Below are 10,150 nucleotides of genomic sequence, written 5' to 3' on the forward strand. Positions count from 1 at the left end.
AAATTCGACACCGAGGATGCCTTTCGACTTCCAGGATATTCCGAAAAAAATAAATACGTCAAAGATCTATTGAATTCCGTTGAAGACCATGCCAAAAAAGACCGCACCGATATCCATGGAGCGGACTTGGCAGCAATGGTCTCCAATATTACCGGTATCCCCGTCGGCAAGGTACAGACCCAAGAACGCGAACGGCTGATGGATATGGAAGATACCCTCAAGAAACGCGTCATCGGACAGGACAATGCCGTACAGACCGTGGCCGAGGCCATCATCGAATCACGATCGGGACTCTCAAAAGCGGGACAGCCCATCGGTTCGTTCTTCTTTTCAGGCCCTACCGGAACCGGAAAGACCGAACTGGCCAAATCGCTGGCCGAGTTTCTATTTAATGACGAAACCGCCATCATCCGTTTTGATATGTCGGAATTTAAGGAAGAGCATTCCGCCGCACTTCTATACGGGGCACCTCCGGGATATGTCGGTTATGAAGAAGGTGGGGTCTTGGTGAACAAAATCCGCCAGAAACCCTATTCCATCGTCCTTTTTGACGAAATAGAAAAAGCGCACCAGTCCGTTTTTGATGTCTTTTTGCAGATACTGGACGAAGGCAAGCTCAGCGATCGTTTGGGCAAGGAAGGTGATTTTTCGAATGCCGTCATCCTATTTACCTCCAATATCGGATCCGAATTCATTGCCAAATCCATCGAGGGCGGAAAAACGCCCGCTTCGGACGAGCTTATGGAAATCATGGCCAACTATTTCCGGCCGGAATTTTTAGGCCGTATCACCGAAATCGTACCCTTCGCCCCCATCTCGAAAAAAGATGTCCCCTTCATTTTCGACCTGCATCTTAAAAAAGAATTACTGGCGCTGACGGAAAAATTGGGAATCACCTTGGAAATCGACAAAAAAACAAAAGATCATCTGTCGTTGAACGGATTTTCGTCCACCTACGGGGTTCGTCCCTTGAAAGCGGTCATCCGCAATAAATTGAAACGACCTTTATCGAAAATGATTATTTCCGGACAGATAAAAGCGCCGCAGAAAGTAAAAGTCGCCCTGAAGGATAAAGAGGTAGTTTTTACGGTTTTAAAAAACAAGCCGACAACATAAAGTTGGGATGACGGGCGACGGGCGACCGATGACCGATGACCGATGGCCGATGGCCGATGGCCGAAGCATCCTTTTTTTAAACTCATTAACCATAAACGCACAAACTTTTTTAAGCATAAAATTTAGAATGCGCTCGACACTTGAACCTGCCCCACCGGCAGACAGGCTTGCGCTTGAACTTTAAACCAAATGGCAAAACCCTACTACGAAGCCCCGTTCAATTTTAAGTGCTTCTTTGACAAGAAAGAGCTGAAGAAGCTGTCCGTGCGCGATTCCATCTCGCAGTTCATCAGCATCATCATCACCACCTATTTCGAGGAATATACTTTTGATGAGGAATTCGGCAGTGAAATCTGGGAAACCGATTTCGATTTGCTCGTAAACGCCAACGTCCTCAAAGAAAAAATAAAATATTCCCTGACGGCTCAAATTGAGCGATACGAAAAACGTTTGACCAACATCGACCTGAACGTGGAACTGATGGAAAGCCTATCGGAAAATTCCAATAAAGTACGTCTGAAAAAATACCTGCTTATTACCGTTACCGGCAGCAGCATCAAAACGGATGAACGTTTCCGATTTACCGGTGATTATTATTTGGCGCCATTATCCTATACGTAAAACTAGACATTAATGCGCCGATCCACTTAACGAATACGCCCAATCACAAAATCACCGACCATGAACGATAGCCTTACCAAAGACGAAATAAAAGACAGACTGATACGACGGGCAGCGGAGATCTGGAGCGTTGACGAGATGGAAATCGAATTTTCGTTCGACCCCATCGTTGGCATTCTTTTCGATGCCTGTGCGCACGAGTTCGAACGTATTTCCGACACCATAAAAACCAGCCGTACGAAGATAACGGAACGCTTGGTCGATTTGTTGACTCCGGAGATTTCGGTGACGGCAAAACCGGCCCATGCGGTGATGCATGCCCTTCCCTTGGAATCGCACATAAAAATCAACGCACGTAGCCAGTTCTACCACCGAAAACGTAAACCAATTTTTACCGACGATGGAAAGGATGCTTTTGAGGATTACGCCTTCTGTCCCGCTGGCGATTTCACCATGAACAATTGCGGACTTCAATATATTGCCTACCCCGATAAATTATTGCGGCATCAGAACCATAGAAACATTCCTTTTTTAGCCAAAGGGGACTTTAAGGCCAACCCGGAAGCCAACGGTATGTATTTGGGCATCCGGCCGGGCGAGGGTGTTCAAAGCATCGATCAGCTGCTCTGCTATTTCGACCTCCTTAATTTTGCGCAGAAAGAATTGTTGGCCCACTATATCGGAATCGCCCATTGGTCGCTGAACGGCGAAGCCTTGGATATCGTAAAAGGCTACAACGAAAAGCTGGATATCAAGGACGACTTTAGCGGCTATATCAACGAATCCATCCAAAGTAAAATCCGATTTTATGAAACCTATGTAAAGGAATTTTACGAAGATCATTTTTATACCGTTGCTAGTTCCTTGGATGTCAAGAAAAACCTGAAAAATTATCCCGAAGCATTCACGGAATTTATTTCGGACAAACATTTGAAGGAATTCGACGAGCCCTTATTATGGATAAAAATTGAATTCTCCACCGTAGTATCCACTTCGATGCTCGAAAATCTGAGGTGCCATATCAACTGTTTTCCGGTGCTCAATAAAAAATCACAGAATTTGAGCAAACGCCTACAGCCTTATTTTAACATTCTACCGTTGGCAGTGAATGAGGACTTCTTCTTTGACATCCAAGAAATTACCGGCGATACCGGCAACACCTATTTTATCCAGAACCGGGGTCATAACGATCATGAACACCCAAATGCCTATCTGCGATTTGGGGGCGTTTCACGATTTGACGAGCGCGATGCTTCAGAACTTTTGAACTACACTTTAGACCTTTTAAAGGAAGATAGTGTCGCTTTTACGGCCATGGGAGACCCCTATATCGATGAAAACCTGAAAAGCCTGAAAAAGATCGTATCGCGAATCGAGCAAAAAATCGAACAGTATGGATTTAACAAACATAAGATTCCCTATTTGATCATTAACCGCAACAGTATCCAAAAGAACAGGGACCAGAACATCTATGCGGAATATTGGACGACCGCCGGTGAGAAGGCCAATAAAATCAATCCGTATGTGAAGTTGAACGCTAAAGTCGGTACCGCCTTTCAGCCCGATTCGCTCACCTTGATTACCGGAACCTTGGGCGGTCAGGACGAGCCTTCACCCAGTGAAAAAATTTACGCCTACCGCGAACATGTACTATCAAAAGCTAGGATCATTACCCGTCAGGACATCGTACAGCACTGCTTCAGTATTTTTAGGAACAGTATCACCAAGGTAAAAATTGAAAAGGGGGTCATGGTCTCTCAGGACTCCGGCGTAGGCTACACGCCGACTACGGACGTATACCTGACCAAAAACCCAGAAATCGATTATGTCGAAGCAGATTGGGAACATCTTAAAAAAGAACTGTTGATCGGTATGCGGGTACGATCTGCAAACGTGTTGCCGTTTCGGGTGTTCTATCGATAAACGAAAATACTTGTGACCAGACGTCGTATCTAACGAAACCATTAATAGTGAGGTTCGTTTTCCAAGGTTCCGTCGACCTGCGGAAGGGCACCGGAGCGGCGGGCACGTTGGTCATCTCCGGCCATTAACTTGGACATCGTAATTTCCATCCCCGATAATTTCTTGAAAGTCTCAATTTCGTTAAATTTGCAGGCTTAGAATCAAACACTATGAACGACAAGAAAACATTGTTCGATAAAGTATGGGATTCGCATGTGGTACAACACATCGAAAATGGTCCCGATGTACTCTTTATCGATCGCCATATGGTACATGAAGTGACCAGTCCCGTTGCCTTTTTGGGCATTAAAAACCGGGCTATCGAGGTCATGTATCCCGAAAAAACATTTGCCACCGCCGATCATAATACCCCTACTATCAACCAGCACTTGCCCGTCGAAGATCCACTTTCGGCCAATCAGTTGCGGATGTTGGAGGAAAATTCCAACGAATTCGGAATATCCTACTGGGGTCTTGGCCACGAAAAGAACGGTATCGTGCACGTTGTAGGTCCGGAATACGGTATTACCCAACCTGGGGCCACTATCGTTTGCGGCGATTCCCACACCTCTACCCACGGGGCTTTCGGGGCGATTGCCTTTGGAATCGGCACTTCGGAAGTCGAAATGGTGCTTGCGACGCAATGTATTATGCAGACCAAGCCCAAGAGCATGCGTATCAATGTAGAAGGCAAGCTGAATTTTGGGGTGACGTCAAAGGATGTCGCTTTGTACATCATTTCACAATTGTCCACTTCGGGAGCTACCGGGTATTTTGTGGAATATGCGGGACAGGTTTTCCGCGATATGAGCATGGAAGGCCGTATGACCGTCTGTAACCTCAGTATCGAAATGGGCGCCCGTGGCGGTATGATCGCTCCCGATGAAAAAACATTTAAATACGTAAAAGGAAGGGAGTTCACTCCTACCGGAGCCGCTTGGGATACTGCAATGGACTATTGGAAAACGCTTTATACCCATGAAGATGCGGAATTTGATAAGGAAATCACCTTCGACGCCGCGAATATCGAACCGATGATCACGTATGGTACCAACCCGGGGATGGGTATCGGAATTTCCCATGGTATTCCGTTAGCGGATTCAAAGGATAGTGGAGCCGCGACGTATCATAAGTCCTTGAAATATATGAATTTCCACGAAGGCGATTCCATGATGGGGAAACCTATCGATTTTGTTTTCCTCGGAAGCTGTACCAACGGCCGTATCGAAGATTTCAGGCTGTTTACGTCTTTGGTTAAAGGAAGGAAAAAAGCGGACAATGTGACCGCATGGCTGGTACCCGGTTCCCATAAGGTGGAAAAAGCCATAAAAGAGGAAGGTTTGTTGGATATTCTAGAGGAAGCCGGCTTTGAACTCCGAGAACCCGGATGCTCCGCCTGCCTGGCCATGAACGATGACAAAGTGCCTGCAGGTAAGTACGCGGTCAGTACCTCGAACCGAAACTTTGAGGGCAGACAGGGGCCTGGATCAAGAACGCTTTTGGCGAGTCCGCTTGTTGCCGCCGCCGCCGCGGTTACCGGAAAGGTAACCGATCCGCGAGAACTGATGGAAAAAGAGTTGGAGAACGCATAAAAAACATGAAATCGATGGCTTACGATAAGTTCAACATACTTACGACATCCGCAGTACCACTTCCAATTGAAAATGTGGACACGGACCAAATCATACCCGCACGCTTTTTAAAAGCGACAGAGCGTAAGGGCTTCGGCGACAATCTTTTTCGCGATTGGCGGTATAATAACGACCATTCCGAAAAGAAAGATTTCGTACTGAACAATCCTATTTATAGCGGCCGGATCTTGGTCGGAGGTAAGAATTTCGGTTCCGGTTCCTCGCGCGAGCATGCCGCCTGGGCAGTTTATGACTATGGATTCCGTTGCGTTGTATCTAGCTTTTTTGCGGATATTTTTCGCAATAATTGCCTGAATATCGGAGTACTTCCGGTACAGGTGAGTCCCGAATTTCTTGAAAAGATTTTCCGGGCCATCGAGGCGGACGCAAATGCGCTTTTCGAAGTCAATCTTCCCGAGCAGACCATCACTATTGCCGCCACTGGAGATCAAGAAAGTTTTGACATCAACGCCTACAAAAAAGCGAATATGCTCAATGGCTTTGACGATATCGACTATCTGTTGAACATCAAAGAACAGATTCGGGAGTTTGCGGGAGATAGGCCGTTGTGAGATGAAAAGACGAATAGAAATAATGGATACTACGCTCCGGGATGGGGAGCAGACCTCGGGAGTGTCCTTTTCCGTTTCCGAGAAATTGACCTTAGTCAAGCTTTTGCTTGACGAACTGAAGGTCGACCGCATCGAGGTGGCCTCCGCACGGGTATCCGACGGAGAACTGGAAGCCGTAAAACAGATTACGGAATGGGCGGCATCCAAAACGTATTTGGATAAGATAGAAGTCCTGACTTTTGTTGATGGCGGTGTGTCCTTAAAATGGATGGAACAAGCCGGTGCAAAGACCCAGAACCTTTTGACCAAGGGCTCTCTCAACCATTTAAAATATCAACTCAAGAAGACACCGGAGCAGCATTTCAATGGAATTGCCGAAGTTTTCGCATCCGCAGAAAAGAAAGGTTTCAACAGTAATATCTATTTGGAGGATTGGAGCAACGGTATGCGAAATTCCAAGGACTATGTCTTTCAGTTTTTGGATTTCCTGTCCACCCAACCCGTAAAACGTATTTTGCTGCCGGATACTTTGGGCATACTGACCCATACGGAAACCTTTACGTTTCTTTCCGAAATTATCGAACGCTATCCCGATATCCATTTCGACTTTCACGGCCATAACGATTATGATCTGGGCGTGGCCAATGTCATGGAAGCCGTCAAGGCCGGTTGCCACGGGCTACATTTGACCGTAAACGGCATGGGCGAACGGGCGGGCAATGCCCCAATGGCAAGTGCCATTGCTGTTATCAACGACTTTCTGCCCGAGGTTGAAATCGGGGTCAACGAATCCGCTTTGTTTAAAGTAAGCAAATTGGTATCCGCATTTTCCGGTATCGGCATCCCATCGAACAAACCTATCGTTGGAGATAGTGTTTTTACTCAAACCGCTGGTATACATGCGGATGGAGATAATAAAAATAACCTTTACTTTAGTGATTTAATGCCCGAACGCTTTGGCCGGAAACGCAAATATGCATTGGGTAAAATGTCGGGGAAAGCCAACATCCAAAAGAATCTGCAAGAACTCGGCCTGACCCTGAACGATGAGGAACTCAAAAAAGTAACCGCCCGTATCATCGAGCTCGGCGATAAAAAAGAACGGGTCACCAAAGATGATTTGCCTTATATTATTTCGGATGTGCTGAATACGGATTACCTGCAAAAGGTCTTCGTAAAATCGTATGTGCTGACCCATTCAAAGGGACTTCGCCCCTCTACTACCCTTTCGTTGGAAATCGACGGGAAAATATTTGAGGAAAATGCATCCGGTGACGGCCAGTACGACGCCTTTATGAACGCCTTGCGGAAAATATATCAGGCCAGAAAAAAGAAACTGCCCAATCTTGTGGATTATGCAGTGCGCATTCCCCCAGGAAGTAATTCCGATGCCCTTTGCGAGACTACTATAACCTGGGAAACCGACGGCAGGGAATTTACTTCCAGAGGACTCGATTCCGACCAGACCGTTTCGGCGATCAAGGCGACGGAGAAGATGTTGAATATAATTTGAGAGTATCCAAGAATTCTAAAAAATGCACAGGAATAAATTTTATATGGAAAATGTAAGTGTGACACTATTGAATCCAAAAGTCTAGGATATTTTAAGTTGTTTGGAGGAGTTGTAATTGATCAGAATCAGACCCATAAGTGATTTAGACACATCAGTTGAAAGCATCAAAATATAAATAATACCAATACTAGATAATGAAATTAAACATTGCCCTACTCGCCGGTGACGGCATCGGCCCCGAAGTAATAGACCAAGCTTTAAAGGTCTGTGATGCCATTGCCAAAAAGTACAAACACGAAATCACGTGGAAGCCCGCTTTGACCGGTGCCGCTGCCATCGATGAAGTCGGCGAACCTTATCCCGATGAGACCCATGAAATTTGTGCAAATGCCGATGCGGTTCTTTTCGGCGCTATCGGCCATCCACGCTTTGACAATGACCCATCCGCCAAAGTACGTCCGGAACAGGGATTGCTGAAGATGCGCCAGAAATTGGGATTGTTCGCCAATGTGCGTCCCACATTTACATTTCCATCCCTCATTGATAAATCCCCACTAAAACGGGAACGTATCGAGGGCACCGATTTGATAATCCTACGCGAATTGACCGGAGGTATTTATTTTGGGGAGCGTGGTCGAAAAGACGATGGTAATACTGCTTTTGACACCATGACCTATACCCGTGCCGAAATACAGCGTTTAGCAAAAAAGGGATTTGAAATGGCGATGGCGCGATCCAAAAGATTGTGTTGTGTCGATAAGGCCAACGTTTTGGAATCTTCCCGTCTTTGGCGTGAAACCGTGCAGGCCATGGAAAAGGATTATCCCGAAGTCGAAGTTTCTTATGAATTCGTCGACGCCACGGCCATGCGTTTGGTACAATGGCCCAAAGGCTATGACGTCATCATTACCGAAAATCTTTTCGGGGATATTTTGACGGATGAAGCTTCCGTTATTTCAGGCTCCATGGGCTTGATGCCCTCTTCATCCATAGGAGAAAAAGCAAAATTGTACGAGCCGATCCATGGTTCTTATCCACAGGCGGCCGGGAAAGATATTGCCAATCCGTTGGCCACCGTACTTTCCGCCGCCATGCTTTTTGAGGATTTTGACCTAAAACAGGAAGCCGAGGATATTCGTCGTGTGGTGAACAAGTCGCTTGCGGAAGGTATCGTCACCGAAGACCTGGCCGAGGACGGGAAATCGTACCGGACCAGTGAAGTCGGGGACTGGCTGGCGAAAAACATCTAAAGTATATAATCCGTACTTACAAAATTAGAAAGTTTCGCTTCCAATAGCTGCTGAATCGTTTCGTTGTTCAGATCGTTGTCCTTGAAGGCGACAAAAGTCCGTATTGAGAATGAACGCAGGGCATCGTGAACACTCAGCGTTGCCTGTGCGGAATCTTTTCTTCCCGTAAACGGATATACATCGGGGCCTCGCTGGCACGAGCTGTTCAGGTTGACGCGGCAAACTAGGTTGACCAGTGTATCGATCAATGGGGAAAGCGCATATACGTCCTTCCCAAAAAGGCTTACCTGTTGGCCGTAATTGCTTTCTGCCATATCGTCTAAGGGTTCCTCGATATCGGAAAAGGAAAGCACGGGAATCACCGGTCCGAACTGCTCTTCTTGGTACACCCGCATATCTTTGGTCACCGGATACAATACGGCGGGCCAGATATAATTGTCAAAATGTTGTCCGCCTTTTTCATTGAGCACTTCTGCCCCCTTTTCAACGGCATCATCGATCAGTTCCTGAATATAGGCCGGTTTTTCGGGTTCGGGGAGCGGTGTGAGGTTGACGCCATCTTCCCAGGGATTCCCGAATTTCAGTCCGTCGACACGTTTGGCAAATTGTTTTAAGAATTTTTCCTTGATATCCTCATGCACGTAGATCACTTTCAAAGCGGTACAGCGTTGCCCGTTGAAGGACAATGTGCCTGAAATGCATTCCGCAATGGTCAATTCAAGATCGGCATCCGGAAGGATGATAGCGGGATTCTTGGCTTCCAATCCTAAGACCAGACGCAATCGACTACTCTTTGGATGCTGCTCTTGAATCGCATTAGCGGATTTACTATTGCCGATCAGGGCCAGTACATCTACCTTCCCGCTCTGCATGATCGGGGTCGCCAAGACCCTGCCGCGACCGAAAACGACATTAACCACACCTTTGGGAAAACTGTTCTGAAATGCTTCCAATAAAGGCGTAATCAATAAGACCCCATGTTTCGCCGGTTTAAAAATCGTGGTGTTGCCCATAATGATGGCGGGAATCAATAAGGCAAAAGTTTCGTTCAACGGATAGTTATAAGGTCCTAAACAAAGTACCACTCCTAAAGGCCCCCTTTTTATATGCGCATAGACCCCATCGTGTTTTTGGAATTTGGCGGAATTCCGATCCAGGTCCTTATACTCTTCGATAGTATCATTAACATACTCCACGGTACGGTCGAATTCCTTTTGGGAATCGGGTAGCGATTTACCGATTTCCCACATCAGCAGCTTTACGATCTCTTCGCGCTTGGTTTCCATTTGGCCCACAAATTTTTCCATACACTCGATACGGTCCTTCACGTGCATGGTCGGCCATATGCCCTTGCCCCGGTCAAAGGCCTTTACAGCGCCATTCAATGCTTCCAAGGCCTCCGTTTCGCCCATATCGGGAATACTGCCCAAAAGGGTCTCCTGGTATTCGTCGGTCGATGAAATAGTGGAAAAAACCTTAACGGTA

8 protein-coding genes are annotated in these 10,150 nt (G+C 46.6%); 7 read left to right on the forward strand and 1 reads right to left on the reverse strand.

Going from position 1 to position 10,150, the window contains the following annotated elements:
* The 7 genes from ACEW8S_RS20300 to leuB all read left to right on the forward strand — a co-directional run.
* Positions 1-1,116: AAA family ATPase (locus tag ACEW8S_RS20300; RefSeq protein WP_373519931.1), on the forward strand; the 1,116-nt coding region annotated here is incomplete at its 5' end.
* A 189-nt stretch (positions 1,117-1,305) separates the two neighbouring features.
* Positions 1,306-1,737, forward strand: coding sequence for a GPW/gp25 family protein (locus ACEW8S_RS20305; protein ID WP_373519932.1), 432 nt, complete (start codon positions 1,306-1,308; stop codon positions 1,735-1,737).
* A 60-nt stretch (positions 1,738-1,797) separates the two neighbouring features.
* On the forward strand, positions 1,798-3,660 hold the full coding sequence (locus ACEW8S_RS20310; RefSeq protein ID WP_373519933.1) for a hypothetical protein: 1,863 nt from the start codon (positions 1,798-1,800) through the stop codon (positions 3,658-3,660).
* Between the two features lie 209 nt (positions 3,661-3,869).
* A complete protein-coding gene (gene leuC, locus ACEW8S_RS20315) occupies positions 3,870-5,291 on the forward strand; it encodes a 3-isopropylmalate dehydratase large subunit (RefSeq protein ID WP_373519934.1) in 1,422 nt (473 codons plus the stop codon).
* 14 nt (positions 5,292-5,305) lie between these two features.
* Positions 5,306-5,902, forward strand: a complete 597-nt coding sequence (gene leuD / locus ACEW8S_RS20320; protein WP_373519938.1) for a 3-isopropylmalate dehydratase small subunit — start codon at positions 5,306-5,308, stop codon at positions 5,900-5,902.
* Positions 5,903-5,924: 22 nt separating this feature from the next.
* Positions 5,925-7,415 (forward strand): alpha-isopropylmalate synthase regulatory domain-containing protein, encoded by a 1,491-nt coding sequence (locus ACEW8S_RS20325; protein ID WP_373519935.1) that lies wholly within the window; start codon positions 5,925-5,927, stop codon positions 7,413-7,415.
* A gap of 194 nt (positions 7,416-7,609) precedes the next feature.
* Positions 7,610-8,665 (forward strand): 3-isopropylmalate dehydrogenase, encoded by a 1,056-nt coding sequence (gene leuB, locus ACEW8S_RS20330; RefSeq protein ID WP_373519936.1) that lies wholly within the window; start codon positions 7,610-7,612, stop codon positions 8,663-8,665.
* On the opposite strand, the gene ACEW8S_RS20335 is transcribed toward leuB, so the two are convergent.
* Positions 8,662-10,150: NADP-dependent glyceraldehyde-3-phosphate dehydrogenase (locus ACEW8S_RS20335; RefSeq protein ID WP_373519937.1), on the reverse strand; the 1,489-nt coding region annotated here is incomplete at its 5' end. The two genes, leuB and ACEW8S_RS20335, sit on opposite strands and share 4 nt — an antisense overlap.

It is taken from the genome of Pricia sp., assembly GCF_041745955.1.
Taxonomy (GTDB): domain Bacteria; phylum Bacteroidota; class Bacteroidia; order Flavobacteriales; family Flavobacteriaceae; genus Pricia.